Annotated in this window: 27 protein-coding genes; 15 read left to right on the top strand and 12 right to left on the bottom strand. The window is 62.1% G+C overall.

All coding sequences use genetic code 11. The annotated features are described in order from the left end of the window. Positions 1-265 precede the first annotated feature (265 nt). Positions 266-1,909: a beta-galactosidase BglA gene (bglA, locus tag BSY16_RS01375; RefSeq protein ID WP_069058013.1), complete on the top strand. Its 1,644-nt coding sequence runs from the start codon at positions 266-268 to the stop codon at positions 1,907-1,909. Here bglA and BSY16_RS01380 read toward each other — a convergent pair. The 4 genes from BSY16_RS01380 to BSY16_RS01395 all read right to left on the bottom strand — a co-directional run bounded on the left by BSY16_RS01380 (position 1,906) and on the right by BSY16_RS01395 (position 5,065). Continuing rightward, a complete protein-coding gene (locus BSY16_RS01380; RefSeq protein WP_069058014.1) occupies positions 1,906-2,175 on the bottom strand; it encodes a ParE family toxin-like protein in 270 nt (89 codons plus the stop codon). The two genes, bglA and BSY16_RS01380, sit on opposite strands and share 4 nt — an antisense overlap. Further along, the gene (locus tag BSY16_RS01385) at positions 2,172-2,372 is read right to left on the bottom strand and encodes a hypothetical protein (RefSeq protein ID WP_069058015.1); all 201 of its coding nucleotides are present in this window, start codon (positions 2,370-2,372) and stop codon (positions 2,172-2,174) included. Before BSY16_RS01385 ends, BSY16_RS01380 begins: the two co-directional genes overlap by 4 nt. Positions 2,373-2,426: 54 nt before the next feature. Next, entirely contained in the window at positions 2,427-4,121 is a 1,695-nt protein-coding gene (ade, locus tag BSY16_RS01390; RefSeq protein ID WP_069058016.1) for an adenine deaminase, read from the bottom strand. 74 nt (positions 4,122-4,195) lie between these two features. Beyond that, positions 4,196-5,065, bottom strand: a complete 870-nt coding sequence (locus tag BSY16_RS01395; protein ID WP_069058017.1) for an aldose 1-epimerase family protein — start codon at positions 5,063-5,065, stop codon at positions 4,196-4,198. Positions 5,066-5,178: 113 nt separating this feature from the next. Between BSY16_RS01395 and BSY16_RS01400 the strand changes: the two genes are divergently transcribed. From BSY16_RS01400 to BSY16_RS32650, 4 genes are read left to right on the top strand one after another with little or no spacing between them, the layout of a single operon-like run. Next, positions 5,179-5,673: a GNAT family N-acetyltransferase gene (locus BSY16_RS01400; RefSeq protein ID WP_069058018.1), complete on the top strand. Its 495-nt coding sequence runs from the start codon at positions 5,179-5,181 to the stop codon at positions 5,671-5,673. A gap of 38 nt (positions 5,674-5,711) precedes the next feature. Next, positions 5,712-6,122, top strand: coding sequence for a thiol-disulfide oxidoreductase DCC family protein (locus BSY16_RS01405; protein ID WP_069058019.1), 411 nt, complete (start codon positions 5,712-5,714; stop codon positions 6,120-6,122). After that, on the top strand, positions 6,119-7,150 hold the full coding sequence (locus BSY16_RS32645; protein ID WP_286157168.1) for an SDR family NAD(P)-dependent oxidoreductase: 1,032 nt from the start codon (positions 6,119-6,121) through the stop codon (positions 7,148-7,150). The genes BSY16_RS01405 and BSY16_RS32645 overlap by 4 nt, the downstream gene beginning before the upstream one ends. Next, a complete protein-coding gene (locus tag BSY16_RS32650; protein ID WP_286157169.1) occupies positions 7,151-7,741 on the top strand; it encodes a DUF4166 domain-containing protein in 591 nt (196 codons plus the stop codon). It abuts the gene before it with no gap. A 58-nt stretch (positions 7,742-7,799) separates the two neighbouring features. Here BSY16_RS32650 and aptA read toward each other — a convergent pair whose 3' ends face one another. The 6 genes from aptA to BSY16_RS01440 all read right to left on the bottom strand — a co-directional run bounded on the left by aptA (position 7,800) and on the right by BSY16_RS01440 (position 13,692). Beyond that, positions 7,800-9,125: an omega-aminotransferase AptA gene (gene aptA / locus BSY16_RS01415; protein ID WP_069058020.1), complete on the bottom strand. Its 1,326-nt coding sequence runs from the start codon at positions 9,123-9,125 to the stop codon at positions 7,800-7,802. 177 nt (positions 9,126-9,302) lie between these two features. Then, positions 9,303-9,644, bottom strand: a complete 342-nt coding sequence (locus tag BSY16_RS01420) for an ArsR/SmtB family transcription factor (protein WP_069058021.1) — start codon at positions 9,642-9,644, stop codon at positions 9,303-9,305. 183 nt (positions 9,645-9,827) lie between these two features. Beyond that, entirely contained in the window at positions 9,828-10,592 is a 765-nt protein-coding gene (locus tag BSY16_RS01425) for a HugZ family pyridoxamine 5'-phosphate oxidase (RefSeq protein WP_069061300.1), read from the bottom strand. Between the two features lie 85 nt (positions 10,593-10,677). Continuing rightward, positions 10,678-11,718, bottom strand: a complete 1,041-nt coding sequence (gene choV / locus BSY16_RS01430) for a choline ABC transporter ATP-binding protein (protein ID WP_069058022.1) — start codon at positions 11,716-11,718, stop codon at positions 10,678-10,680. Beyond that, entirely contained in the window at positions 11,718-12,587 is an 870-nt protein-coding gene (gene choW, locus BSY16_RS01435) for a choline ABC transporter permease subunit (protein WP_069058023.1), read from the bottom strand. The genes choV and choW overlap by 1 nt, the downstream gene beginning before the upstream one ends. Before the next feature lie 145 nt (positions 12,588-12,732). Next, positions 12,733-13,692 carry a choline ABC transporter substrate-binding protein gene (locus BSY16_RS01440; RefSeq protein ID WP_069058024.1) on the bottom strand — a complete coding sequence of 320 codons (960 nt, stop codon included), beginning with the start codon at positions 13,690-13,692 and terminating at the stop codon, positions 12,733-12,735. Between the two features lie 229 nt (positions 13,693-13,921). On the opposite strand from BSY16_RS01440, the gene BSY16_RS01445 reads away from it, so the two are divergent. The 10 genes from BSY16_RS01445 (at position 13,922) to BSY16_RS01495 (ending at position 24,522) form a co-directional block, all read left to right on the top strand. Further along, positions 13,922-14,509, top strand: coding sequence for a thymidine kinase (locus BSY16_RS01445; RefSeq protein WP_069058025.1), 588 nt, complete (start codon positions 13,922-13,924; stop codon positions 14,507-14,509). Between the two features lie 27 nt (positions 14,510-14,536). Beyond that, positions 14,537-14,914, top strand: a complete 378-nt coding sequence (locus tag BSY16_RS01450; RefSeq protein WP_069061301.1) for a c-type cytochrome — start codon at positions 14,537-14,539, stop codon at positions 14,912-14,914. A 173-nt stretch (positions 14,915-15,087) separates the two neighbouring features. Continuing rightward, complete coding sequence (locus BSY16_RS01455; protein ID WP_069058026.1) at positions 15,088-16,176, top strand: hypothetical protein; 1,089 nt, start codon at positions 15,088-15,090, stop codon at positions 16,174-16,176. A 187-nt stretch (positions 16,177-16,363) separates the two neighbouring features. Beyond that, positions 16,364-17,512: a hypothetical protein gene (locus tag BSY16_RS01465; protein ID WP_069058028.1), complete on the top strand. Its 1,149-nt coding sequence runs from the start codon at positions 16,364-16,366 to the stop codon at positions 17,510-17,512. 3 nt (positions 17,513-17,515) lie between these two features. Further along, on the top strand, positions 17,516-19,426 hold the full coding sequence (locus BSY16_RS01470; RefSeq protein ID WP_069058029.1) for an AAA family ATPase: 1,911 nt from the start codon (positions 17,516-17,518) through the stop codon (positions 19,424-19,426). 60 nt (positions 19,427-19,486) lie between these two features. Then, positions 19,487-19,735, top strand: a complete 249-nt coding sequence (locus BSY16_RS01475; protein ID WP_069058030.1) for a type II toxin-antitoxin system RelE family toxin — start codon at positions 19,487-19,489, stop codon at positions 19,733-19,735. An 11-nt stretch (positions 19,736-19,746) separates the two neighbouring features. Further along, positions 19,747-20,154 carry a helix-turn-helix transcriptional regulator gene (locus BSY16_RS01480; protein ID WP_069058031.1) on the top strand — a complete coding sequence of 136 codons (408 nt, stop codon included), beginning with the start codon at positions 19,747-19,749 and terminating at the stop codon, positions 20,152-20,154. 10 nt (positions 20,155-20,164) lie between these two features. Continuing rightward, complete coding sequence (locus tag BSY16_RS01485) at positions 20,165-21,466, top strand: DUF6638 family protein (protein ID WP_069058032.1); 1,302 nt, start codon at positions 20,165-20,167, stop codon at positions 21,464-21,466. After that, positions 21,459-22,616 carry a DUF2333 family protein gene (locus BSY16_RS01490; protein ID WP_069058033.1) on the top strand — a complete coding sequence of 386 codons (1,158 nt, stop codon included), beginning with the start codon at positions 21,459-21,461 and terminating at the stop codon, positions 22,614-22,616. The genes BSY16_RS01485 and BSY16_RS01490 overlap by 8 nt, the downstream gene beginning before the upstream one ends. A 226-nt stretch (positions 22,617-22,842) precedes the next feature. Then, positions 22,843-24,522, top strand: a complete 1,680-nt coding sequence (locus BSY16_RS01495) for a formate--tetrahydrofolate ligase (protein ID WP_069058034.1) — start codon at positions 22,843-22,845, stop codon at positions 24,520-24,522. 41 nt (positions 24,523-24,563) lie between these two features. On the opposite strand, the gene BSY16_RS01500 is transcribed toward BSY16_RS01495, so the two are convergent. Beyond that, the gene (locus BSY16_RS01500; RefSeq protein ID WP_069058035.1) at positions 24,564-25,070 is read right to left on the bottom strand and encodes a DUF1993 domain-containing protein; all 507 of its coding nucleotides are present in this window, start codon (positions 25,068-25,070) and stop codon (positions 24,564-24,566) included. 101 nt (positions 25,071-25,171) lie between these two features. Beyond that, positions 25,172-25,924, bottom strand: a complete 753-nt coding sequence (locus BSY16_RS01505) for an extensin-like domain-containing protein (protein ID WP_069058036.1) — start codon at positions 25,922-25,924, stop codon at positions 25,172-25,174. Positions 25,925-25,991: the final 67 nt, after the last annotated feature.

Raw genomic sequence — 25,991 nt, forward strand, 5'->3', positions numbered from 1 at the left:
CGCTAGAGGGTGCGGCGGTCGGATGATCGACAGGATATCGGGAACGCACAAGCAGGCAAGAGAATTGCTATACGTTTGTATAATTCCTTCATGGCAAACAGTTTTGATCTTAGTCCGTTTCGTCATGATGGGTCCGTTTGGGTTTTGACCCGGCTCTCGTTTGACCGGTGCGCCTATCACCCGGAAAATCTCCGTTCGCCCGTTTACGCTCCCCGGGGTGCGCGTTACATCTGGCCTATCGAAACAGAAGCCGGAGCGCGAACGCATGGCGAAGTCCCACAAGAAGGCCGAGGATTGGTGGCGCGGCGCGGTGATCTATCAGGTCTATCCCCGCTCGTTCCAGGATACGACCGGCGACGGCATGGGGGATCTTCGCGGCATCACGAAGCGGCTCGGGCACATTGCGTCACTCGGCGTCGATGCGATCTGGCTGTCACCCTTCTTCAAGTCGCCGATGGGGGATATGGGCTATGACGTTTCGGACTACTGCGATGTCGACCCGATGTTCGGAACGCTCGCCGATTTCGACGCCATGCTGGCGGAGGCCCACCGCCTCGGCCTGAAGATCATCATCGACCAGGTGATCTCGCACACATCAGACCAGCATCAATGGTTCGTGGAAAGCCGGTCCAGCCGTTCGAACCCCAAGGCGGACTGGTATGTCTGGGCCGAACCGAAGCCGGACGGCACGGCGCCCAACAACTGGCTGTCGATCTTCGGCGGCCCGGGCTGGGAATGGGACGGCGTGCGCAAGCAATATTACATGCACAACTTCCTGACCTCGCAGCCGGATCTCAATTTCCACAATCCGGATGTGCAGGACGCGCTTCTGAAGACCGTGCGCTTCTGGCTCGACCGCGGGGTGGATGGTTTCCGCCTCGATACGGTGAACTTCTACTTCCACGACAAGAAGCTGCGCGACAACCCGCCCCATGAGCCGGACCCCGACGGGATCGGCCTCGATGCGCCAGACGTCAACCCCTACGGCATGCAGACGCACCGCTACGACAAGACGCAGCCGGAGAATGTCGGTTTCCTGAAACGCTTCCGGGCGCTGCTCGACGAGTATGAGGGGCGCATGACGGTCGGCGAGGTGGGCGACGGCGCGCGCTCGCTGAAGACGGTCGCCGAGTATACCAGCGGCGGCGACAAGCTGAACATGTGCTACACGTTCGACCTGCTCGGGCCGGATTTCACTGCCGATCATGTGCGCAAATGCGTGCAGAGTTTTCAGAAAGCGGTGACGGACGGCTGGGTTTGCTGGGCTTTCTCCAACCACGACGTCAACCGCCATGTCAGCCGCTTCATCAAGACACCGGAGGAGCGCGAGCGCGTTGCCAAGCTGGCGATCACCCTGCTTTCGACCCTGCGTGGCTCGATCTGCCTTTACCAGGGCGAAGAGCTCGGCCTGACCGAAGCCGATCTTGCCTTCGAGGACCTGCGCGATCCCTACGGCATCCGCTTCTGGCCGGCCTTCAAGGGCCGCGACGGATGCCGCACGCCGATGCCCTGGCAGCACAATGAGGCCCATGCCGGCTTCAGCACGGGAAAACCCTGGCTGCCGGTGCCGGAGGATCACGCCCGCCACGCCGTGGACACGCAGGAAAAGGTCTCCGGCTCCGTGCTCAACCACTACCGCGCGACGCTTGCCTTCCGAAAGGCGCATGACGCGCTTCACGACGGCGACATGGCCTTCCTGCACTCAAACCAGGACATCCTGGCCTTCACCCGTGAGAAGGGCGGCGAAAAACTGCTCTTCGTCTTCAACCTGACGCGGGAAAAGGCCGAGTTCGTGCCGGCGAAATCGCTGAAGCTCGGCGAGCCACTGCCGGTGCCCGGCTTCGGTGCGAAGCTGAAGGACGGGACGATCGAGCTGGACGGGCTGGATATGGCGTGCGTGCGGCTTTAGCGTTTTCGCCCAACGAGCCGGTCATATTCGGCATGCGAGCCGATCCAGAACCAGACGAGTGTCTGTGTCTCGTTATCGTGGACGGCCAGCGCCCGCCAGGAGAGGCCGACGCGGACGGACCAGAAGCGCCCGACCGGCTTGAGTTGCAAAGATGGGTGCGTCGGATCGGCTTTGAGGAGAGCGAAATTTCTATCGGCCTGCTCTCGGATGTGGAATGGCAACGCCTCGTAACACGTCCAGAACGCGTTCGTGGCTTGGTGTTTCAAAGCGATCGTGTCCGATTGCTGCGGAATTCTGCCAAGGCGAGTTCAGCGAGTTCGTCCAATGTGCCGTTAGCCACATCCTCGACGAGATCCCGGTCCCATCGTTCAGCCTGAAGTGCTTCGAACCAGGCCGAGAACCGCTCGAACTCTTCTGCGCTAAGTTCCGAGACGCTCTTTTCGATTTGCTCCAGTTTGGTCATGCCGCGCTCCTTGTCGTACGTATTGTACGCGAAGGGAGCGTCGGATGGCAAACCTCACCCGATCAGCGCAAACCGGTCCACATCCACCATGCCCTTGTCCGAAATCTTCAGGTGCGGGATGACGGGGAGTGGGAGGAAGGCGAGTTGCAGGAAGGGTTCTTCCAGCGTCGCACCCAGCGCGAAGGCGGCCTGGCGCAGGTGGTGCAGCGTGTCGCGGACCGTCTCGTAGGGTTCGAGGCTCATCAGGCCGGCGACGGGCAGCGCGATTTCGCCGGTCACCTTGCCGTCTTCTACCACGACGAAGCCGCCCTTGATTTCGCCCAGGCGATTGGCGGCGAGCGCCATGTCATCCTCGTCGACGCCGACGACGCAGATATTGTGGCTGTCATGGCCGACCGTCGAGGCGATGGCGCCCTTCTTCAGCCCGAAACCCTGAACGAAACCGTTGGCATGATTGCCGTTCTTGCCGTGACGTTCGATGACGGCGACCTTGATGATGTCCTGCGCGAGGTCGATGGTGGTCTGGTTGCCCTTGGAAGGCAGGCGGTAGCGGCGGTGCTCGGTGATGATTTTGCCCGGCAGCACACCCATGACCGGCGTTTCGCCGTCCGTGACGGGAACTGCGAAATGGGCGGCGGCGACGGGTCGCGCCTTGACGCTGTCGAGGCCGACGGGTGCCACGGGCTTGCGGGTCGCGAAGAGCGCGTCATCGACCTTCCGCCCGCCCGAGAACACGATCTCCGCCTTGCAGTTTTCCAGCGTGTCGATAACGACGAGGTCGGCCCGCCAGCCGGGCGCAACGAGGCCGCGATCGCGCAGTCCGAAGGCCTTCGCGGCGGAAATCGAGGCGGCGCGATAGACGGCGAGCGGCGCGCGGCCGTGGCCGATCGCGGTGCGGATCATATAGTCGAGATGGCCCTGTTCGGCGATGTCGAGCGGGTTTCGGTCGTCCGTGCAGAGCGCGATGAACGGTGAAAGCCGCTCGGTCATGATCGGCAGCAGCGCCAGCAGATCCTTGGAGACCGAGCCTTCGCGCACGAGGATGTGCATGCCCTTGCGGATCTTTTCCAGCGCCTCTTCGGCGGTCGTGCATTCATGTTCCGTGCGGATGCCGGCGGAGAGGTAGCCGTTGAGATCGTTGCCGGAGAGCAGCGGCGCATGGCCATCGATATGGTCGCCCTGGAAGGCGTCCAGCTTGGCGAGACAGATGGGATCCTTGTGGATGACGCCCGGGAAATTCATGAATTCCGCCAGGCCGATGACCTTCGGATGGTCGCGGAAGGGCAGCAGGCGCTCGATCGGCAGGTCCGCGCCTGATGTCTCCAGATGGGTCGCCGGTACGCAGCTCGACAGCTGCACGCGGATGTCCATGATGGTTTCGAGCGCGCTGTCGAGGAAAAACTCGATGCCCTCGCTGCCGAGCACATTGGCGATCTCGTGCGGATCGCAGATGACGGTCGTCACGCCGTATGGCAGCACGCAGCGATCGAATTCGTGCGGCGTCACCAGCGAGGATTCGATGTGAAGGTGGGTATCGATGAAGCCGGGAACGACGATGCGGCCGGAAATGTCAATTTCGGTGCGGCCCCGGTAGTCGCCGCAGGTGCCGACGATGCGGTCGCCCGAAATCGCGATGTCCGAAGCGACGAGTTCACCCGTCACGAGATCGAAGAACTGCCCGCCCTTCAACACGATATCGGCGGGCTCGCGGCCGGTTCCCTGATCGATGAAGCGTTCCAAGTCGGTCATGGCGAAGTCTCCGAATCCTTTTGGGAGACTCTAGCGGTACCGCGGGAAGAGGGAAGGGCCGATGCGGTGAAACTTCAGACCGGAAATGTCACGGAAAAGGCGAAACGCCTGCTTTCGCCGGCGGAAAGCACGGTCGTGTAGGGCCGGTCCTTCAATTCGCGTGAGCCGCCGAATTCCGCCGCCGTGCCATGCCAGGGCTCGATGCAGAGGAAGGGTGCGCCGGGCTTGGTCCAGAGCGCGAGGTTCGGCAGGTTTTCGAAATGGAATTTCAGCGCCGGCCCGCCCTCGGCTTGGTAGGTCAGACCATCGCCCGCGCCTTCTGGGAAAACCAGGGCGTCGTTTTCGAACTGGCCTTGCGCAAGAACGAGCCGGCCTTTGCAGAAGGGTGAGGTTTCCCGAGCCTGGGACAGCAGGCCGTTTTCCAGCGGCTGGCGCTTTGGTTCGGCGCCATTGTCGAGCGTCACCACATGCGGCTTGCCGTCGCCGCCGGGCAATGGCCAGAGGAAGGCGGGGTGGAAACCAAAGCCGAAGGGCATGGGGACATCACCGCGATTTTCGACTTTGGCGGCGACGGTGAGGGTCGGGCCATCGAGGCTGTGCTCGACGGACAGCCGGAAGTCGAACGGATAGGTAGCACGGGTGTCTTCGGTGGCGTCCAGCGTATAGCGGCAGAGGGTTGCCGTTGCGCTGGCCAGCGAAAACTCCCGCCGCCGGGCAAAGCCGTGCTGCGCCATCGTGTAAGGTTTTCCGTCGATCAGGAGCGTATCGTCCGGCGCCTTGCCGACGATCGGGAAGAGCACCGGTGATCGCCCGGTCCAGAAGGCGGCGTCACCGTTCCACAGCCAGTTGGCGCCGTCGCGTGTCGTAACAGCCTGCATTTCGGCGCCGAGCGAGGAAACCTCGATCGAGAGGACGTCGTTTGCTATGCGGGTGATGGTCGGCATGATCGTGGCCCCATGGTTTCTGCGCGGCACAATAGCGCCGAAACCGAGTGGGCTTGCAAGCGCTATCCCGACGCGGCTAGGTATCGGCAATTGCGTGGCAGACAGAGGAATGGATGCAGGTATCCCCTATCATACGACAGGCCGAGACTTCCGAGATCGATGCGCTTGCGCAGCTATGGCATGCCGGCTGGCAGGATGCGCATGCGGCATTGCTTCCGGCCGCACTTGCCCGCCTGCGCACGCTCCAGAGTTTTGCAGAGCGCCTGCAGAGCATGCTCGCCGATGTGCGGGTTATCGGTGATTTCGGCGCACCGCTCGGCTTCTGTGCCATCAAACACGATGAGCTGGACCAGCTGTTCGTCGCGCCGGAGGGGCGGGGTACGGGCATGGCGGCGGCGCTCGTGGCGGATGCCGAGCAGCGTCTTGCCGCGCATGGCGTGACGACGGCCTGGCTTGCCTGCGCGATCGGCAATCATCGGGCAGCGCGCTTCTACGAGAAATGCGGATGGGCGCTCGCCGGCACCGTCGTCAACCGGCTGGACACCGTCGAGGGGCCGTTTGATCTGGAGATCTGGCGCTACGAAAAGACACTTCCACCCGCGGCTTAACGGTTGCTGGCGAGAGGGGCCGGCCTTATGCTGGGCGTATGAACCGGAACGACGCGGCAGGCCCGATCATCGTCTTCGATGCGGAGTGCATTCTCTGCACAGCCAATGCGCAATTCGTGCTCAAGCATGATCACAACAGGCATTTTCGCCTCGCCTCCATGCAGAAGGAGGTGGGGGCAGCGCTCTATCGTCGCTTCGGCATCGATCCGGCCAATCCGGAATCGATGATCGTTGTTGCGGGTGATCGGCTGTTCAGGGACAGCGATGCGGTACTGGCGATCTATGCCGGCCTCGGCTGGCCCTGGAAGGCGGTTTCCCTGCTGCGCGCCATCCCGCGTTTCCTGCGCGACCCCGTCTATCGCTGGCTCGCGCGAAACCGCTACCGCATTTTCGGGCGGCGCGACGCCTGCTGGGTGCCGTCACCGGGTGATGCGGATCGAGTGCTGTGAAAAGCGTTATCGTGCTGGGCGGTTACGGTGGCTTTGGCGCGCGGCTTTCAAAACGGCTGGCAGCGGATGGCTGGGCGGTGCTGGTCGCCGGCCGGAATGCCGCAGCGGCGGAACGGCTTGCCGCGGAATTGCCCAATGCCCAGCCGCTGGTCGTGGATCGGAATGGCGATCTTCGCTCTGCCCTTCAAGCGGTTCGCCCCTTCTTGCTGATCGATGCGGCCGGCCCCTTTCAGGGGAGCGGCTACCAGGTCGTGGAAGCCTGCATCGCTTGCGGCGTGCACTATATAGACTTGGCGGACGCTCGCGATTTCGTCTGCGGCATTGGACGGCTGGACGAAGTGGCAAAGGCGGCAGGCGTTGCGGTGGTGTCCGGCGGCTCCAGCGTACCGGCGCTATCCGGTGCCGTGATCGCGGAACTGTCCCGCGGCATGGAGGAGATCTGCTCGGTCGAAACCTCGATCAGCGCCTCCAACCGCGCAACGGCGGGCGCCTCGGTTGCGGCGGCGATCCTGAGCTATGTCGGCAAGCCTGTGCGCCTCTGGCATGGCCGGCGCTGGCGGCAGGAAACGGGCTGGCATCGGCTTCATGTTCAGGACTACCGCGTCCCCGGCCGCGTGCCGATCCGGCGGCTGGTGGCGCTGGCGGATGTGCCGGATCACGATATCGTTCCGAGTGCCGTTCCCGGAAAGCCGGCGACCACGTTTCGTGCTGGGCCGGAATTCGCCTTTCAGCTTCTGACGCTCTGGCTCCTCAGCTGGCCGGTGAGATGGGGCTGGGTCCGCTCGCTGTCACCCTTCGCGCGATGGCTTTTGCCGCTTCAGAAGCTGAGCGCGCGTCTCGGCACCGATCGGTCGGCCATGGCGATCGAGGTCAAGGGCATATCGGAGGGCGAACCGGTGGTGGGCCGCTGGACATTGATTGCGGAAAACGGTGATGGGCCGGAAATCTCGACCATTGCCGCCCATGTGCTCGCAAACGCCCTTGCCGCCGGGCGGCTGGCGCCCGGTGCGCGCCACGCGGCGGGCTAGGTGACGCTCGATGACTTCAATCCGCATTTCGACAGGCTTGCCATTTTTCGGGCGGTCGAAAGTTGGCCCTACGTGCCGCTTTACCGCCGTGTCATCGGGCCGGCCTATACGGTCATGCCGAAACCCGTCCGTGACATGCACGATATCGTCGGCGATGCAGGCGCTTGCGGGCGCGGGAAGGTGCAACGGGGCGGCTCGCCTCTTGCCCGTCTTGTCTGCGCCGTCATGCGTTTTCCGCCGGAGGGTGAGCACGATCTGCACGTCTCCTTCGTCGAACGCAACGGCGTCGAACGCTGGACGCGGGATTTTGCCGGCCATGCCTTTACGAGCGAGCTCGGGCAGCGCGGCGACCGTCTCGTCGAGCGGTTCGGCCCGATGCGGTTTTCCTTCGACCTGCCCTCCAATGCGTCCGGCCTGACGATGGTGATGCGGGGCTGGTCCATCCTCGGCGTTCCCATGCCGCTGTGGCTCGCGCCGCGCAGTGAGGCGCGGGAATGGGCGGAGGGCGAGGATTTCTGCTTCGACGTGCCGATCGCATTGCCGGGTATCGGCACGGTCGTGCATTACTCCGGCCGCCTGCGGCGGATCTGACCGCACCAACAAAAATGGCGGCCGGAGCCGCCATTCGCAATCTGCCGGATGGATCGGGTCAGATATTGTTCTGCAACACCTCGCGCAGCTTGCCGAACAGTTCGTCGATATGGTGCTTCTCGATGATGAGCGGCGGGGAGAGCGCGATGATATCGCCGGTCGTACGGATGAGCAGGCCCTTTTCGTAGGCCTTGAGGAAGGCGTTGAAGGCGCGCTTGGTCGGCTCGCCGGCGATGGGGGCGAGTTCGATGGCGCCGATCAGGCCGACATTTCTGACATCGATGACATTCGGGCAATCCTTCAGCGAATGCAGGCCGTCTTCCCAGTAGGAGGCGAGTTCGCTCGCGCGGGTCAGCAGGCCTTCTTCCTTGTAGGTGTCGAGCGTGCCGAGGGCTGCGGCGCAGGCGATCGGGTTGCCGGAATAGGTGTAGCCGTGCATGAACTCGATCATGTGCTCCGGGCCGTTCATGAAGGCATCATGGATCTCGGAGGTCACGAAGACGGCGCCCATCGGGATCACGCCGTTGGTGAGGCCCTTGGCGGTGGTGATGATATCCGGCTTCACGTCGAAATACTGCGCGGCGAACGGTGCGCCGAGGCGGCCGAAACCGGTGATGACTTCGTCGAAGATCAGCAGGATGCCGTGCTGCGTGCAGATTTCGCGCAGCTTCTGGAGGTAACCCTTCGGCGGAATGAGCACGCCGGTGGAACCGGCGACCGGTTCGACGATGACAGCGGCGATGGTCGAGGCGTCATGCAGGGTGACGATGCGCTGGAGTTCGCTGGCAATGTCGCCGCCATGCTCCGGCTCGCCGCGGGTAAAGGCATTCTTGTCTGGGAAATGGGTGTGCGGCATGTGGTCGACGCCTGTCAGCAGCGTGCCGAACATCTTGCGGTTGGACACGATGCCGCCGACGGATATGCCGCCGAAATTGACGCCGTGATAGCCGCGCTCGCGGCCGATCAGGCGGAAGCGCGATCCGTCACCCTTGGCGCGGTGGTAGGCGAGCGCGACCTTCAGCGCGGTCTCGACCGATTCCGAGCCGGAATTGGTATAGAGGACATGGTTCATGCCCTCGGGCGCGATGTCGACGAGACGGTTGGCAAGCTCGAAGGCCTTGGGGTGGCCGAGTTGGAAGGCGGGTGCATAGTCGAGTTCGCCGGCCTGTTCGCGGATCGCCTCGGTGATCTTGGGGCGGCAGTGGCCGGCATTGACGCACCAGAGGCCGGCGGTGCCATCGAGCACCTGGCGACCGTCATGGGTGGTGTAATACATGTCCTTGGCGCCGACGAAGAGGCGCGGTTCCTTCTTGAACTGCCGGTTTGCCGTGAACGGCATCCAGAAGGCACGCAGATCGTTGGGGGTGTTGAGGCGGTTGGACATGCGGTCTCTCCATGGCCTTTGGAATGCGGGGGCCGTCCCGGCTGGCAACGCGGATGGTTGGATTTTTACCCGGTGGTCAAAGTATCAAGGCGATTCACGTCGTCAAGACGATGATTCCACGCAAAACGCCTCGGATCGCCATCCGAGGCGTTACGAATCAGGGCTTTTCAGCGCCATTCAGGCGATACGGAGCTTCTTTTCCGCGTTTCCATGGCTGGCGGCAGCCTTGTAGATGCGATCAAGCGAATCGAGGATTGTCAGAACGGCGTCCGACTTGCTCGAATAGTAGATCGTCTGGGCATCGCGACGGGTGGTCACGAGATTCTGCGCACGCAGCTTCGACAGGTGCTGCGACAGGGCCGATTGGCTGAGGCCGACCTGGTTTGCCAGGGCTCCGACGGCGATCTCACCCTCGACAAGAACCTTCAGAATGAGCAGGCGCTTCGGGTTCGCCATGGCGGAAAGAAAGTCGGATGCAACTTCGGCCTGCGCATGTTCTGCGTCTGAAATCTTGTCCATCTGAAACTCCTTCGGGCGCTTCCGCTTCAAATCATATGATTTTATGTTAATCCGCTTGTTAGCATATAAACAAAACCCCCTTCATCAAGAGCCAGAAATGGGGGTATGCTGCACGCATAGCGATAAACGCATACCGCAATCGCAGAAAGCGTCCAAGCGGACGGTTGCGGAAATGCCGGTTCTTCAGCCGGTCGCTCTGGTTTCTTTCAGTAAACGCGCAAGTTCGCTGCGGAGTTCCACGGCCTGATCAAGTTCGCGTGAAAACTCCAGTCGCTTCAATTTGTCACCGCTCGCAAGGTCTATACCGCCGGCATCGAGGCCGACAATGGTCCACTCGCCGTCTTTCGCACCGCAATAGTGGCGCGCATAGATGCCGGCTGCTTCCGCATGATCGCTGTTCATGTGTTCGATGGCGCCGGCTTCCATGTCAGCGAGCGCGCTGCGGGCGGCCGAGTGAATCAGCAGGTCGTCGGCGGTGAGCACGAAAGCTTTGCCGAAGCCGCCGTTGAGATGGGCGCGCAGCGGCACGAGCCGGAAGAAGGCGAAATCCGGGAAATCGACGTAGAGCTTTGCCTTGGGGTGGCGGCGGACGAATCGCGCACGCAATGCCGCATGAGCGTCGCTGTCGCGCGCCACCTCCTCGGCCTCGCAGATGACCGTCAGGCGCGGATGGGCGAGCGGATCGCCCTTGCCGGGCTCGCCGGCGAGCAGCGAGGCGCGGGGATCGCGGCGCAACGCCTGGGTGTGGACGGAAAGCGCCGAGACGAGGATGACCGGCGTGCCGTCCGTATCGGTGCCGGTCAGCGTGCGGCTGGCGAAGGGCGCGCCGCTTTCCGGCTCGATGACTGCGAGTGCGCAGCTTCGGGCCGACCGCAGCAGGGTGCGGGCAAGGCGACGCGCGTCATCGTCGGTTTCGCGCAGAACGCTTGGTTTATCCTTCTCGGCCATCATGCTTGCTCCGGTCGTCTTTCCAAATGAAAAAGGCAGCGCCCGTTTTCGGCGCTGCCTTATCTAATCCGATCGGGGCGGTCTGTCAGCCGCGACGACGGTGCCGAGTCAATCCGGTCACGACGTCCTGTGCGCTGATCGTGCCGATCACCGTGCCGTTTTCGACGACGCCGACATTGCCGGGCGTGCGCGACATAGCGTCGAGGATGTCGACGAGCGGGGTCTCCCGTGTCGCGGTTGCGGTTACGCCGCCATTGGCGGAGGCGCCCTGCTGCATGACGTCCTGCGCCGTCAGCATGGTGATCGGGTTCATGTTCTGCACGAAATCCGCGACATACTGGTTGGCCGGGTTCTTCACGATATCCTGCGGCGTACCGCACTGGATGATGCGTCCGCCCTCCATGATGGCGATGCGGTTGCCGATGCGGAAGGCCTCGTCGAGATCGTGGCTGACGAAGAGGATGGTCTTCTTCAGCCGGCGCTGGAACTCCAGCAGCTCGTCCTGCAGGCGCGTGCGGATCAACGGGTCGAGCGCCGAGAACGGCTCGTCCATGAGCAGGATCGGTGCGCCCGTTGCAAAGGCGCGGGCGAGGCCCACGCGCTGCTGCATGCCGCCAGACAGCTCGTTCACCTTGCGGTCTGCCCACTTGGCGAGGTTGACGAGCTCGAGCTGTTCGGCAACGCGGGCCTTGCGCTCGGCATCTGGCACGCCGGCAAGCTCGAGGCCGAAGCCGACATTGTCTGCGACGGTGCGCCAGGGCAGCAGCGCGAACTGCTGGAACACCATGGAAACGGTGTGCATGCGGAAGTCGCGCAGCGCCTTGGGTGTCGATGCGTAGGGGTTCACGCTGCCGCTGCCGGCCTTCACCTGCACATCACCGCGCACCACCGGGGCAAGCCCGTTGACGGCGCGAAGAAGCGTCGACTTGCCGGAGCCGGACAGGCCCATCAGCACGAGGATTTCGCCCTCGGTGATCGACAGCGTGGCATCGGCGACGCCGAGCACGAGGCCGGTTTCCGCGCCGATCTCGTCGCGGGACTTGCCCGCATCGGCCATCGCGAGCGCCTTTTGCGGGCTGTCGCCGAAGATGATGGAGACGTTCTTGAAGACGACGGATTCAGTCATCATGCGTCTCCATCGTCGGAAGAGCGGAAGAGGCGGTCGAGGATGATCGCCAGGATCACGATACAGAGACCGGCCTCGAAGCCCATGGAGATGTTCACGGTGTTGAGCGCACGGACCACCGGAACGCCAAGACCCTTGGCGCCGACGAGGGCGGCGATGACCACCATCGAGAGCGAAAGCATGATGGTCTGGGTGAGACCCGCCATGATCTGGGGCGTCGCGAAGGGCAGTTCCACCTTTCGCAGCACCTGGCTTGGCGTCGCGCCGAAGGCCTGGGCCGCTTCGACCAGCGAAGGCGGCGTCGAAATGATGCCGAGGCGGGTGAGGCGGATCGGCGCGGGGATAGCGAAGATCACCGTTGCGATCAGGCCGGGCACCATGCCCAGGCCGAAGAGAATGAGCGCCGGGATCAGATAGACGAAGGTCGGGATCGTCTGCATGAGATCGAGGATCGGCCGCAGGATCGAGTAGAACCACGGCCGGCGCGCGGCGGCGATGCCGAGCGGCACGCCGACGACCATGCTGACGCCGGTCGCCGCCAGCACGAGCGCCAGCGTCTCCGTCGTTTCTTTCCAGTAGCCCTGGTTCACGATGAGCAGCAGGCCGAGGAAGGTGAAGACCGCGACGCCGATCGAGCGGCGGAAATACCAGCTCGCGCCCGTGACGAGCAGGATGAGCGCTATCGCATAACCGAACTTGCCGCCGGCACTGGAGAAGGGGCCTTGCAGCACGAAGAGCACGGCATCGATGCCGGCCTGCAGGAAGACCTTGAGGAAATCGAACAGTCCCTTGCCATTCGTCGTCAGCCAGCTGACGGCTTCCTTGGCGATCGGACCGATCGGAATTTTTGAGACGGTAAGCCAATCCACGAGAGTATGTCCCTGGCTGGAGTTCGACGATGCACGCTAGATTCGCAACACGCGGCAAGCAAGGCCGCTCGGGCCTGCTTGCTGGAATGCAGTATCCGGAGGCAAGAAGGGCGGGAAAGTTTCCTCCCCGCCCTTTTTCGGCCTATTAGAGACCGAGTGCCGTTTTCACAGCCGGCAGGGCCTCGCCGCTACCGTCCTTGGTGGTCACGCCTGCAAGCCACGGCTCGATGGCCGCAGGGTTTGCCTTGATCCATTCGGTCGCTGCCGTTTCCGGATCCTTGCCGTCGTTCAGGATCTTGCCCATGACCTGGTTTTCCATCTCCAGCGAGAACTTGAGGTTCTGCAGGAACTTGCCGACATTCGGGCATTCGGTGGTGTAGCCCTTGCGTACGTTGGTGTAGATCGTCGCGCCGCCGAAGTTCGGGCCGAAGACGTCGTCGCCGCCTGTCAGGTAGGTGAGCTTGAAGTTGGCGTTCATCGGGTGCGGCTCCCAGCCGAGGAAGACGACCGGGGTGCCTTCCTGCTCGGCGCGGGCCACTTCCGCCAGCATGCCCTGTTCGGACGATTCGACGACCTCGAAGCCCGTGAGGCCGAACTTATCGCCGGAAACCATGTCGATGATCAGGCGGTTGCCGTCATTGCCCGGCTCGATGCCGTAGATCTTGTTGCCGAGCGCGTCCTTCTGCTTGGCGATGTCGGCGAAGTCCTTGATGCCGAGTTCGGCGCCCTTGGCATTGGTCGCGAGCGTGTACTTCGCGCCCTCAAGGTTTTCGCGCACGGTCTCGACCGAGCCGTCCTCGCGGAACGGCTTGATATCGGCTTCCATGGTCGGCATCCAGTTGCCGAGGAAGACGTCGATGTCCTTGTTGCTGAGCGAGGTGTAGGTGACCGGAACGGAGAGCACGGTGGTTTCCGTTTCGTAGCCGAGGCTCTTCAGGACGACGGTCGCGGTCGCGGTCGTGGCGGTAATGTCCGTCCAGCCAACATCCGAGAAACGGACCTTGCCACAGCTTTCCGCTTCGGCGGCCGAAACATGGGCGACGCCAAGTGCGAGGACGGATACGGCGGCGGCAAGAAAGGTCTTCAATGGCGATGCAGTCTTCATTTTATAGCTCCCCTTATAACTGGTTGTTTAGCCAATCATCAAAACGATATGCTTTCAAGCGCCTTGGCGTAACCGGAAGCTGCTGAATCGTCCAATAAATTTCGGGCCGGTTCGCAATTGTGCACATGGATGTCGCAACGGATGGGCCGCGCTGTTTTCTGTGGTTTTCCGCCCTTTCCGGCTGGAAAATTGCGCCTTCCCGCGTCATGAGGCAGGGACGGAGAAAATCATGGCCAAGCTCTATTTCAGTTACGCGACGATGAACGCGGGCAAGTCGACATTGCTCTTGCAGGCGTCCTACAATTACCGCGAACGCGGCATGCGCACGGCGATCTTCATCGCCTCCTTCGATGATCGTGCCGGCCAGGGCCGCATCTCCTCGCGCATCGGGCTGACCTCGGATGCCATCGCCTTCGACTACACCGACGATCTCTACCGCCACATCGAAGAACTGAAGGGCGACGGCGAGGGCGACATCGCCTGCGTCTTCATCGACGAGGCGCAGTTCCTTTCCGAAGAGCAGGTCTGGCAGCTTGCCCGCGTCGCCGACCGGCTCTCCATTCCGGTCATGGCCTATGGCCTGCGCACGGATTTTCAGGGCAAGCTCTTCCCCGGTTCGAAGGCGCTGCTCGCCATCGCCGACGAAATGCGCGAAGTGCGCACCATCTGCCATTGCGGCCGCAAGGCGACGATGGTCGTGAGACTCGGCGCAGATGGCAAGGTGGCAAAGGATGGCGCACAGGTGGAAATCGGCGGCAATGACAAGTACGTTTCCTATTGCCGCCGCCACTGGGACGACATCATGAACGCCGATTGACGGCGAAGGGCGGGGACAAGGACAATGATGAAACATCTTCTCGCATTGGTCGCCGCCTCCCTCTGTCTTGCCGCCCCCGCGCTGGCGGAGGGCGATGCGGTCGCGGGAAAGACGGTCTTCAAGAAATGCGCGCCCTGTCACTCGACGGAACAGGTCAACCGCGTCGGGCCGACGCTCGCCGGCATTGTCGGCCGCCCGGTCGCGACCATCGCGGACTACAATTATTCTCCGGCGATGCGCGCCTTTGCCGATGGCGGCCGCGTCTGGAACGAGGCGCAGATTGCCGAGTATCTCCTTTCGCCCAAGGCGATGGTGCCGGGCACGCGCATGACCTTCGCCGGTCTCAGGAAGATCGAGGATATCGCCAATCTCATCGCCTATCTCAAGGCGCCGGCTGGCTACTAGGCGCACACCGAAAATTTTCACGCGGGCCTTGCGGGTATTCTCCTGCGTCCCACATCTTGTCTCGTAATGCTGGCGGGCAGGTTCCTATCTGTCTGAAATCGTATAGTGTTGCTGCGATGGAATAAATCGGACGGCGCAGACGTCTGCCGTGGAGAGTTTTAAGGGGACAAGGCATGGCCACACTTCAGAACTTCGATGCGGAAATCGAGAAGACGCGCAGCGTCGTGAACCAGATGCGCAGCAAGATGGATCAGTCGAGCACCGTACTCGACCAGTTCGCCAAGGCGGACACCAAGCTCGGCGACGTCAATTTCGACATCGAGAACGCCCGTATCTCGGATGTCATCAATCAGCAGAAGGTGATGGAAGGCAACATCGCCGACCTCATCATCGGCCTCGAAGACGCGACCAACATTTTTGGTACCGAATTCGAGAGCATGAAGAGCTATACGGGCTACGAAAAATTCATCGGCATCTTCTCCAAGCAGAAGATGCAGCGCATGCGCACCGACCGCGTGCGCAACATGTCGCTCGCCGGCAACCTGCAGGAACTGCTCTCCAAGTCCGACACGATCGTCGGCATCCTGAAAGAGCAGAAGTCGATCCTCGACCAGCGTTACAAGACCTCCGAGGCGAGCCTCGTTCAGGTTATCGAACGCCGCAAGGGCACGATGGTGAACCTTGAGGCGACGCAGAAGCGCATCGAGGAACTGAATCCGCTTCTCATGGACCTCGAAAACCGCATCGCCGCCTCGACGGACCAGAAGGCGCGCACCGACCTCGAAGGCGAGCGTTCGGCGCTGGCGACCGAATACAACCAGATGCAGGCAAAAGAGCAGGAGCTTCTGGCCGAAAGCCAGACGCTGGAGCGCTACACCTCGATGTTCCAGACCTTCGTCGATTCGCTGAACAACCAGATCGCCGCGCAGAACACGCTGATCAACAAGCTGACGATCGATACCGAGCAGCGCATCGTGCTCTACAAGGCGCTGGAGGATTCGCTGAAGACGGCCGCCCAGCAGGACGTCGCGCACAAGATCAACACGCTCGGTTCGCAGGTCGATACCGCCGCGGAAGAGACCATGGCCGGCATCGGCTCGGCGGCCCAGCGCCATATTGGCGACCTTCTCGAAATGCACGAGAAGAACATGCTGTCGACCCAGGACATCCAGCGCCGCAAGAAGCTCGCCGACGACGCCTTTGCCCGCCGCTTCCAGGCGGTGATGGATAAGCACAACACTGCGAACTATGTGAAGCAGTGATGGTTGCAGGCATGCCATTGCCCCTCACCCTAACCCTCTCCCCGCAAGCGGGGCGAGGGGACCTGCCCCGAGAAACGTTAATGGCTTGGGAAAACACAGCGGCATATCCTCTTCGCCCCGCTTGCGGGGAGAAGGTGGCCGGTAGGCCGGATGAGGGGCAGCCCTGGACTGCCAAGGATCTGGTGCAATGAACGTCCCCGCCGACAGCGCCATCGCGCAGTATTTCTCGACCATCCGGTCGGCCCTGGGTGGCCTTGAGATCTTTCTGGGAGATCGCAATTCGCCGCTTTACCGCAACAGCGTGGTGGGTGAGGTCGTTGTGCCCTATCTGGCGCGGCTGAAGGCCTCGTTTGCCTGCTGGGAAAACCGCATCGGCTTCGTCCAGCAGTTCCGTGTCTCGCGGGCGGAAAGCGGATTTCCGGTCTACCAGAACGTGCTGGAGCTGGAAAACGACCGGCAGAGTGCGGAAAAACGCCTCGCGGCCATTCCGAATGCCGACCAGCTTCGCGGCGAGATGGCGGATTTCATCCTGCGCCAGAAGGCCTTCCCGACCGATCTCCAGTCACGTATGGCCGAGCGGCTCTATCTCGAGCAGATCGGCAAGGGCGACATTTTTTCACCCTTCGTGCTGCCCGAGACGATCCGGGTGGCGGTCAACCCGAAGACCATGCGGCCCTACTACGTCGTCTGCTGGGGTGCCTTCGATGGCACGGCGACGCTGCCGATGGTCTATATGGCGACGATCGAGGATTCGAGCGAAAACGTCATGAAGATGCTGGTCGGGCAGGACGGCAAGCTCAATCCGGATGTGGATATTCCGCTGCCGGTCGGCGGCCTGCTCAACCCGGAGCTTGCCAGCCGCTTCGACGATTTCACGCTGAAGAACAGCGCCTATTCGCTGACGCCGGTCACGATCGCCACCAATCTCGACAAGGATTTCCCGACGCTGCATCCCAAGCAGCTGCGTCGCATCGTGCTCGGACCGTTCTATTCGGCCGGCATCACCGAGAACAACGAGCGCGTCAACGAAATCCTCTCCAAGGTGCGCAAGCCGGAGAACGCCTGGCTGCTGACCTGGACGGTGCAGGAGGTGTTCTCCAAGGCCGAGCGCCCGGCGCAGAAGGGTTTCTGGAGTTCCACCCCGGCGCAGGAGGAATTCCACATCGAGACCGACGACCTCGAAGCCGCCCGCATGGGCGTCAGCGCCTATGAAAAACATGCGCTCGTGCCGCATGATGCCTACCAGGCGCTGTATGCGGCCGGCGAGACCGCCGGCATCTTCGGCGCCTACAAGGTACATGTGATTTCCGGAAACCAGGTGATCAGCGAGGGCTAATTCATGAGCCTCAATGCCGGACTGACGACGATCCACGAAGACGATATCGCCAAGCATCAGGCCATGGCGCAGAGCCTCGTCACCAAGCTCGTCATCCTCGAAAGCGAAGACGGCAAGAGCGGTACGGCACTTGCTGGCACCGGGCGACGCTTCGTCTCCACTGTCTCTACCGCTGGCACCCGGCGCACGCGCGAGGTGGAGCTGGCGAAAACAATCCAATCCGTGCGCCTGGCCGATCCGCTGCTTTCGCCGCAGCAGCATGCCGTGCTTTTCCGCGCGCGGCGTGGGGTGCAGGTGGCGCTGGCGGTGACGGACGCCTTCTCCCGCCAGACCAATCTCGAAGGCCTGCAATCGCGCAACCTTGCTTCGCCATTGGCTGGCGACGAGGCTAACCAGTTCAAGGCGCTGCTCGCCGCATCAGCCTACATCGCCGCCTTCACCTTCGCGGCCTATCTCGGCGCGACGCTGCCGGGAGAGGGCGAACCGGTGGAAGACGGTGGCGAGCCGGATTATCTGTTCGATACGCCGCAGGATGCGTTGAAGAGCATGGTCGCCGGCCTCGACCGCACCATTGCTGGCGCGCCGGACGATGCGGCGCTCGTCAGCCGAGCACGCGCGTTTTCGCGGGTTGCCATCGAGGGTCTGATCGGTCGCAGGGCGCGCTTCACCGGCCTTGCCGGTTTCGAGAACGCGCATATCCGCATCGAGCAGGACGATTTTACACTGTCCGGCTTCGACGTGGCGCCGGGGCAGAAGCGCAAGCCGCTCGTCATGACCTTTAAGCAGCCGAACGAGATCATCGGCAACCACATCGCCAAGTACCAGGCGATGAAGCTCGCCAAGATGCTGATGGCTTACGATTTCGACCGGCAGATGAACCCGTTCGTCGAACTTGGCGGCTTCCTCTTCACCTTCATCGGCGACGGCATGCCGGGCACCGGCAAGACGATCCTCATCCAGATGCTTGCCGGCCTCGTCAACGATTACTGCGAAATCGCCGGCTACGCCTTCCACTACGAGAATTTCGGTGTCGACCAGATTTCCTCCTATCAGGGCAAGTCCGGCCAGAACTGCAAGGAATTCGTCAACAACGTCATCAATCCGAAGGCGATCGGCTTCGGCACGATCGACGACGTCGACCAGGTGGCCGCCAAGCGCTCCGACGACCGGGCATCCGCCGGCCAGCACGAAGTGACGGCGGTGCTGATGGAAAGTTTTGCCGGCGCATCCACGGTCATTCGCGGCAACTGCACCTTCGGCATGTTCTCCAACTATCCGGAAAATGTCGACGATGCCCTGCGCCAGCGCGCCGGTGCCCGCTGGCTGGTGGACGGGCCGCAAACAGAAGACGATTACATCGACATTTTTGCCATGCTGGTCGGCAAGAACCATTCGATCCCGCTCGGCGAGCACAAGCTTTTCGAGGGGCAGGAAATCAAGCGCGCCGTTTCGACCTCCTACGAGCAGCATGCCAGGCCGCAGGAAGACGGCCTTCTCGCCGTCTGGGAAGCGCATGAGAAGGAGCACGGTGCGGTCAAGTCGCTCGCCGATGTCGGCGCGTACCTCCACCGCATCAAGATCGCCGAGCCGCGCTTCACCGGCCGCGCGATCAAGAACATCACCGACGCGATCAAGATGCGCGCCATGGACGTGGACTTGCCGGACGACTGGTTCGCCACGCCGCAAGCCTTCATGCACAAGGGCTACGACGAGAAGAAGGCGATGATCGAGGAACTGCGCGGGCCGATCTCGATGGAGATGGTTCTCCAAGAGATCAACCGCTATGCCGACTCGGAATTCCGCTACACCGACAAATCCGACGACGCCGCCGTCACCGACATCATCCGCCGCGAACGCCAGCGCGAAAAGGCGATCCGTGAGATGGAGACGATGAAGGCGGAGGGGCGGTGGTGAGGCGCGTAGTTAGCTGACAGCGAATTCTGTTGCCTGTTCCGGTGGCGAGGCTTAGTGTCTATGAAACAGGTTGTCTTCCATGCCCCTGCCTTGCGGACGCTCGCACGGATACCGAGGAACGAGGCCGATAGGATCAGACGGAAGATTTATCAGTATGCGACTGATCCAGAAACGTTGAAGGCCAACGTAAAGAAGCTCCAGGGACGGATTGGTTTCAGATTGCGAGTCGGAAACTGGCGCGTGATCTTTGACGAAAACGGCAACGTACTCGATGTACTCGAAGTCGATAGCCGTGGAAGCATTTACTGAGGGAGCGTGTGATGAACAAGGTAACCAAGTTTACCACGCCAAGCGGTGACGAGATGGTCGTGCTCGCGCGCGCCGAATATGACGCGCTCGTCGAAATGGCGGAAATGCTTGAAGACGTGGCCGCCTATGACGAAGCCAAGCGGCGCATTGCGGAAGGCGACGACCTCCGGGTTCCCTCCGAGTTCGTCGACCGACTGATCGACGGGGAAAGTCCGATCCGTGTCTGGCGCGACTTCCGCGGCATGACGAGCAAGGATCTGGCGAAGGCGATCGGAGTCAGTGCAGGCTATCTTTCCGAGATCGAGACCGGGAAGAAGGAAGGCAGCATTTCGGTTTTCAGGAGCATTGCCAAGACGCTTCGCGTCGATCTCGACGACCTCTTCTGGGGCGAAGACAGCAAACGGTCGGTAAACGAATGATCTACGACGCATGAAACGCCTCCTCGAAGCCGAATTGATTTATGGCCGGTTGTTGCCGGTCGATGAGCCGCACCTGGTCGAGCGCTACAACAAGGCGCTGGACGGGTTCGGCATGCGGCGCACGGCGCTCACCAGCTTTCGCATCGACATGACCGGCTTTTCGCCTGAAATCGCGGATGAGCTGGGCGACCGGGATTATCTCGATCCGAACCGGGTCAACCGGCGGTTCGTCATCATGACGCCGGAGCAGGTCAACCTACCGGTGGTGCATACGAGTTTTTCCAACACCGCCGCGCTGATGCACGAGTTTTTCTCCGCCAATGCGCGGGCGATCAATGCGATCACTATCCGCGATGCGCTCTATGGCGAGATCGAGGACTCGGTGTCGGTCGTCAACGACATCGACGACCTGCTGTCGATCAACGAGGTGCGCTTCAAGGTGCTGTCGGCCGAGGACATGCTTGGCAAGGCGGGTGAACTGCGCAGTCTGGTCGATCGGCTGAAGACGGTGCCGAATGCCTGGTCGGACGATGTGATGCTCAACCGCATGGTCGAGCTTGCCAAGCAGACCGGCGACATTCGCCAGAATGCATTGGTGCCGGACCAACTGGTTTTCCGGCACGAGGCCTACTGGGCGAACCATTTCGGCGGCGTCTATGTCTTCCTCGATGACAAGACGACGACGGTGATCTGCGACCCGACCGTGCCGGGTTTCCGGCGCTCGCGGCCATGGCAGGTGAGCTACATCGCGCTCGACGATCACAAGCGCATCTTCGAGTTCCTCGCCTCGACCAAGCGGCTCGAGCTGCCGCGCGCCTCCTGGGTGGATCAGTCCGGCCTGTTCCAGCACCGTGCGGAGATGACCATCCTCAACCTCGTCAACCAGGGCGACCCGACGACGGACCTCGAGAAGGCGGACCGCATCTGGCTGCAGACATGGATGCATCGCAACGCCGCGCTTGTAGCGCGCGACGGCACCTATCCTTTCCTGCAGGAGGCGATCCGCACGGTGGCCGCCACGGGCGAGATCAAGATCAACGAGGCAGCGCCGGAGCGGCGCTTCCAGCTCGTGCGCGCCGCCCCTGACCATCCGGACCAGTGGTTGGTCAACCGGCTGATTTCGCAGATGGTTCCCTATGACTTCGTTTCCCGCTTCGTCTTCGACAAGCAGGGTTTCTACGCGGCCTACGAGCAATACAGCGAAAAGTTCCGCGCCTATGTTGTTGCGACGTTGACGCGGACCTATCTGCAAGACAAGGCTGGCTTCCGCCGCAAACTTTACGGCATCAGAGAGGACGACACCAATGCTTGACCCGATCGTCGCGTTTTTCCAACGCATCTTCGCGGCCATTGGCCGAGGCATCGGTCTGGTGATCGCCTGGATTCTGTGGCCGTTCATCACGGTGGCGAACTGGTATCGCGCGCGCAGCTGGATCATCAAGGGGCCGATCGGTATCGGGCTTCTCGTCCTCTTCGGGCTTTACGCCTATTTCATCTGGCAGACCCAGATGTGGACCGGTTTCGACCCGGATTATGCGAACCGCTACAATCTCGCCCAGCGCAAGCAGGAAACAGCCTCCACCGACACTGCGACGACCACAACCACGACAACGCCCGCGACGGGCGAAGTCGTGGAGCCGGAGCCGAAAACCTGCGTTCGCTCGGCGATCGTCGATGTCACGGCGGATCTGATCAACTTCAACGTCAACCAGAATGCCTGGATTTCGTCGATGCTGCTCTACAAGCTGGGGCTGTTCGGACTGGATTGGGACAGCACGCCGTGGTTCGACAACAAGGCCTCGTTCCAGCGCGGCGTCAACCAGGCGATCCGGCGCACGTCCGTGGAACTCGTCGATTCGCTCGGCCGCGTGCGCGGCACATCCGGCATCAATGCGGATCTCCAGCGCGCCCGCGGCAATATCCAGTTCGATGAGGAGACCTGGTATTTCGGCTCGGATTCGCTGCTGCCGAAGACGCCGACGCCGAACTATTATCGCACGGCGATGGTGGACCTGCGCAAGTTCAACACCTCGCTCGAGTCCTGCGACGCGATCTTCGATAGCCGCTCGGACAACCTGATCGAGTTCCTCGACCGCATCGCCAACGATATCGGCTCCACCTCGGCGATCATCCGCGAGCGCTCGGAGTTCCACAATGGCGGCTGGTTCGACACGCGGGCAGACGATCGCTTCTGGTTCGCCTACGGCCAGCTCTACGGCTACTATGGCATTCTGTCGGCGGCTGGCGTGGATTTCGATGCGGTGATTAAGGCGCGCGGCATCGAGCCGCTCTGGGTTGAGACCATCAAGCAGCTCCGGTCTGCGCTGAACATCCAGCCGGCCATCATCTCGAACGGTCGTGAGGACGGCTGGATCATGCCGACACATCTGGCCACGATGGGCTTCTATATCCTGCGCGTGCGCTCGAACCTCGTCGAGATGCGCGACGTGCTGGCGCGGTAATTCAGAAAAGGCTTTTAAACCGGCGCGCGTACACAAAACGCGCGCCGTTTTCGTTTTGGACGCAAATTTGTATCCGCATGTCGTTTTTGATCTAGCAGGCGGCAAATTCCAGCGTGGCGCGGCGTCCGGCTTCACGCTGAAATGGCGTGCCAACACATAAGGCAAAGCACCGTATCCGGGAGAGGAGACCTGGCGCGGTAGCGATGCCAAAAGGGAGCGACACTGCATGGCCGATGTGAAATCCGATATCGAAATTGCCCGCGCTGCAAAGAAGAAACCGATCCTGGAGATCGGCGCAAAGCTCGGCATTCCCGCCGAGCATCTGCTGCCCTACGGCCATGACAAGGCGAAGATCAGCGCCGAGTTCATTGCCGAGCAGAAGGGCAAGAAGAACGGCAAGCTGATCCTCGTCACGGCGATCAACCCGACGCCGGCCGGCGAGGGCAAGACGACGACGACTGTTGGTTTGGGTGACGGCCTCAACCGCATCGGCAAGAAGGCGGTGACGTGTATCCGCGAAGCCTCGCTAGGGCCGTGCTTCGGCGTGAAGGGCGGGGCGGCCGGCGGCGGTTATGCGCAGGTCGTGCCGATGGAGGACATGAACCTCCACTTCACCGGCGATTTCCACGCCATCACCTCGGCACACAACCTGCTGTCGGCGCTGATCGACAACCACATCTACTGGGGCAACGAGCAGAATATCGACATCCGGCGCATCGCCTGGCGGCGCGTGATGGACATGAACGACCGGGCGCTGCGCCACATCGTCGGTTCGCTCGGCGGTGTCGCCAATGGTTATCCGCGCGAGACGGGCTTCGACATCACCGTGGCCTCCGAGGTCATGGCGGTTCTCTGTCTTTCGATGGACCTCAAGGACCTCGAAAAGCGCCTTGGCAACATCATCATCGGCTATCGCCGCGACAAGTCGCCGGTCTTTGCCCGTGATATCAAGGCGGACGGCGCGATGACGGTTCTGCTGAAGGATGCCATGCAGCCGAACCTCGTGCAGACGCTGGAGAACAACCCGGCCTTCGTGCATGGCGGGCCGTTTGCCAATATTGCGCATGGCTGCAACTCGGTGGTCGCCACCACCACGGCGCTGAAACTCGCCGATTACGTGGTGACGGAAGCCGGCTTCGGAGCCGATCTGGGGGCGGAGAAGTTCTTCGACATCAAATGCCGCAAAGCCGGGCTGAAGCCGGATGCGGCGGTCATCGTCGCCACCGTGCGCGCCATGAAGATGAATGGTGGCATCAAGAAGGACGAACTCGGCAAGGAGAACATCGACGCGGTCAGGAAGGGCTGCGCCAATCTTGGCCGGCATGTGCAGAACGTCAAGAAATTCGGCGTGCCCGTCGTTGTCGCCATAAACCATTTCATCTCGGATACCGACGCGGAAATCCAGGCGGTGAAGGACTATGTCGCGACGCTTGGCGCCGAGGCCATCCTTTGCAGGCATTGGGCTCAGGGTTCGGCCGGCATCGAGGAACTGGCGCACAAGATCGTCGAACTCGCCGAATCCGGCCTGTCGCAGTTTTCGCCGCTCTATCCGGACGAAATGCCGCTGTTCCAGAAGATCGAGACGATCGCCAAGGACATCTACCATGCCGGCGAGGTCATCGCCGACAAGTCGGTGCGCGACCAATTGCGCGTTTGGGAAGAGCAGGGCTACGGCAACCTGCCGGTCTGCATGGCCAAGACGCAATATTCCTTCTCGACCGACCCGAACCTGCGCGGCGCGCCGTCCGGCCATACCGTGCCCGTGCGCGAGGTCAGGCTCTCGGCCGGTGCCGGCTTCGTCGTTGTTATCACCGGCGAGATAATGACCATGCCGGGCTTGCCGAAGGTGCCGTCGTCGGAGAAGATTTTCCTGAACGAGCAGGGCTATATCGAGGGACTGTTCTGAGAACGTAAAAAGGGGCGCTTCGGCGCCCCTTATCGTTTGGCTTACGTCCGGCCGAGGAAATCCAGCTTGCCGACGGGAACGCCATTGTGACGGAGGATCGCGTAGGCGGTCGTCAGGTGGAAGTAGAAGTTGGGCAGTGCGAAGGTCAGGAGATAGTCCTTGCCCGTGAAGTGCACTTCCTGCCCGCGTGTCTTCAGCACGACGGAGCGCTCTGCAGCGCCCTCATAGGCGGTCTCCGGTACCGAGGTGAGGTAGGTGGTCGTCTTGTCGATGCGGGCACGCAGGTCGGCAAGCGTCGTTTCGTCATCCGGGAAGCTCGGGGCCTCCGTGGCGGTGAGGCGGGAGGCGGCGCCCTTGGCGGTGTCGCTCAGACGCTGGATCTGGCCGGCGAGCGAGAGCATGTCGGGCGACAGGCGTGCGTTCACCAGAATTTCCGGTTTGATCTTCTTTTCCTCTGCAAAGGCCTCGGCTTTGTCGAGCAGTTTTGACAAAACGGCGAAGCCACGCTGGAAGGTGGGAATCGAGAGTTCGTAGGGGGAGATCGACATGGTGGGGGACCTTTGGACTGAATGATTGGGCCGCAACGGGCCGCCCTACAGATAGGTGTCGCCGCACCACCTTTTGAGGCACGGTTTGAAATAAACGGGGTCTACCAGCAATAGCGGTAGCCGCCTCGTCGTTCCTTGACGTCGAGATGCAGATGGTTCTGATGCGCCGCGTCGCTGCCGGGATCAAGCACGGTGGTGAAATAGAGGCAGGCGCTTTCGGTGATGGCGCGCTGGAAGGCGCCTTCGAGGCTTGAATCCTTGTCCGCCGGGCGAACGGTGATCGTCTTACCGCTCTTCAGCGAGAAGCCGGCGATGTCGATGGCATTCCCAAAGGCGTGCTCGGAAATCCTGCCTTCCTCGGCGCCGTTGCGGTTCTTGCAGACATAGGCAGAGGCCTGCGCCACACCGGTGATCGCCTCGCCCGGCATGGCGGCCTCAAGCGAGGGTTTCACCGCGCCTTCCACCCAGTGTGCAAGCTGCAGCGCCGTGTCGCAGCGGATGGTTGCTTGCGGTTCGAGCTTGATATCGCCTGCCAGCCCCTTGAGCAGGACCGGCCTGTCGATGCCGCAGGCCTTGCCGTCATTGACGGCGGCGGCTTCCTCGAAGGTTGCGCCGATGGCTTTCAGTTCCGTGCGGCAGGCGGCCTGTTCCTTGCCATCTTCGTGGGGGCGTTCCTTGGCCTTGGCTTCTTCTTCCTTTGCCTTGCGCTCAGCCTCGGCTTTCGCACTTTCAGCAGCGGATTGCGTGGTGTCCTCGGGCGATTTGCCGGCGTCCTCCTCGACCTGCTGTTCCGGCCGGGCGGCGGGAAGAGGGCCTTCTTTCGGAAGGTCGGCGGCACCCGCCAGAACGAGCATGGCGGCAAAAGGGGCTATGCGGCGGATCGTGGCGATGGGTTCGTCTCCCGACTGACAAAATCAGCGA

Source organism: Sinorhizobium sp. RAC02, assembly GCF_001713395.1.
Taxonomy (GTDB): Bacteria; Pseudomonadota; Alphaproteobacteria; order Rhizobiales; family Rhizobiaceae; genus Shinella.